The sequence below is a fragment of the Alteromonas sp. AO-Serp genome (assembly GCF_017849675.1).
In the GTDB taxonomy this organism is placed as follows: domain Bacteria; phylum Pseudomonadota; class Gammaproteobacteria; order Enterobacterales; family Alteromonadaceae; genus Alteromonas; species Alteromonas macleodii.
Genome location: NZ_JAFLMX010000277.1, coordinates 1 through 1,122 on the forward strand (window position 1 = coordinate 1; position 1,122 = coordinate 1,122).

Annotated in this window: 2 protein-coding genes; both read right to left on the reverse strand. The window is 42.6% G+C overall.

Annotation, left to right across the window (positions count from 1 at the left end; translation table 11 throughout):
• Positions 1-89: 89 nt before the first annotated feature.
• Positions 90-647 carry a hypothetical protein gene (locus QVA83_RS18200; RefSeq protein ID WP_287498787.1) on the reverse strand — a complete coding sequence of 186 codons (558 nt, stop codon included), beginning with the start codon at positions 645-647 and terminating at the stop codon, positions 90-92.
• A 4-nt stretch (positions 648-651) separates the two neighbouring features.
• The gene (locus QVA83_RS18205) at positions 652-981 is read right to left on the reverse strand and encodes a DUF883 domain-containing protein (protein WP_287498788.1); all 330 of its coding nucleotides are present in this window, start codon (positions 979-981) and stop codon (positions 652-654) included.
• Between the last annotated feature and the right edge of the window lie 141 nt (positions 982-1,122).

Below are 1,122 nucleotides of genomic sequence, written 5' to 3' on the forward strand. Positions count from 1 at the left end.
CTATATCTTTCATATTCGATTTTAAAAAAATGTTCATCTCTTTTCCTCATTATTGGCCGTGATTTATTACGCAATGGTAAGTGTGTTCACTATCCGAAAACCCGTCGCCACGTTTGAATGAGTCTGCTAAAGCTCAAGTAATTAAATGAATTTTGTGCAAGTTTAAATAAACAAAAGGCCGCAACACTGTTAAACACCAACAACAGGAGTGGAACTACCACATAGCTAACGCCCACACTATGAAGTATAGCGCCAATGGCGATGTTTAAAATGAGCCAACATACAGTGCCCACTGCAAATGCCGCTAGACATGCAAAGACTGTAACAAAGAAACTCTTTTTAATGAGCATCAATTCACTGTTAGTGAGCTCTAGAAATGCCAAACCCTGCGCTTTTCGCTGGGTCAATGCTTCGGAGAATGCCGAGAAGATATCCGAAAACGATGGGTCGGGGTAATTCTGTTGCGTTGACTTGTTCTGTTGTGTTGACTTGTATTGTGCAGAGTGTTCAGAGGTTGCTGATGCAGCGTTAGCATTGTCACCGTTGCTCGTAACATTAGGATTCGCCTGCGCCGCGGGTGGCGTCAGGCGAAAAGGATTTTCTGTGCACAAATTGAAATTTGCTCTTCGAAAATCTGGTACAGTCATCGTATTACTTCTTACGTAAAAGTGACGTCACTAACATTCCTGCTGCGAAAGCGATACCCGCTGTCGCTACTGGGTTCTCAATGGCATATCTACGTACTTTCGACGCCTGCCATTTTTGCTGTGCCAGGCGCTTTCTCGCTGACATGTTCTCTGCAGACGATGTCGCAGTGCGACGAATGTTTTCCTCTGCAATGCCTGCACTGTCTGCTAACTTGTCTACTGACGCATGAAGAGAATCTTTCAGTTGATCCGTTACTGGGTGACTCGGCTCAGCCACGCTGTTTGTATCGTTATGTTTAGCTGTTTGCGATTTAACTGAAGCTTGTGTAGCCATAATACTCTCCTTAATATTTTAGGTTCATATAGGTAGCTGCAACTGATATACCAAATTATTATCTTACTGTTTTATATGATTTATTTTTATTTTACTATTGTTGCGTGAGGTGCTTATGTGCAAGTCTCACACACTGTTGTG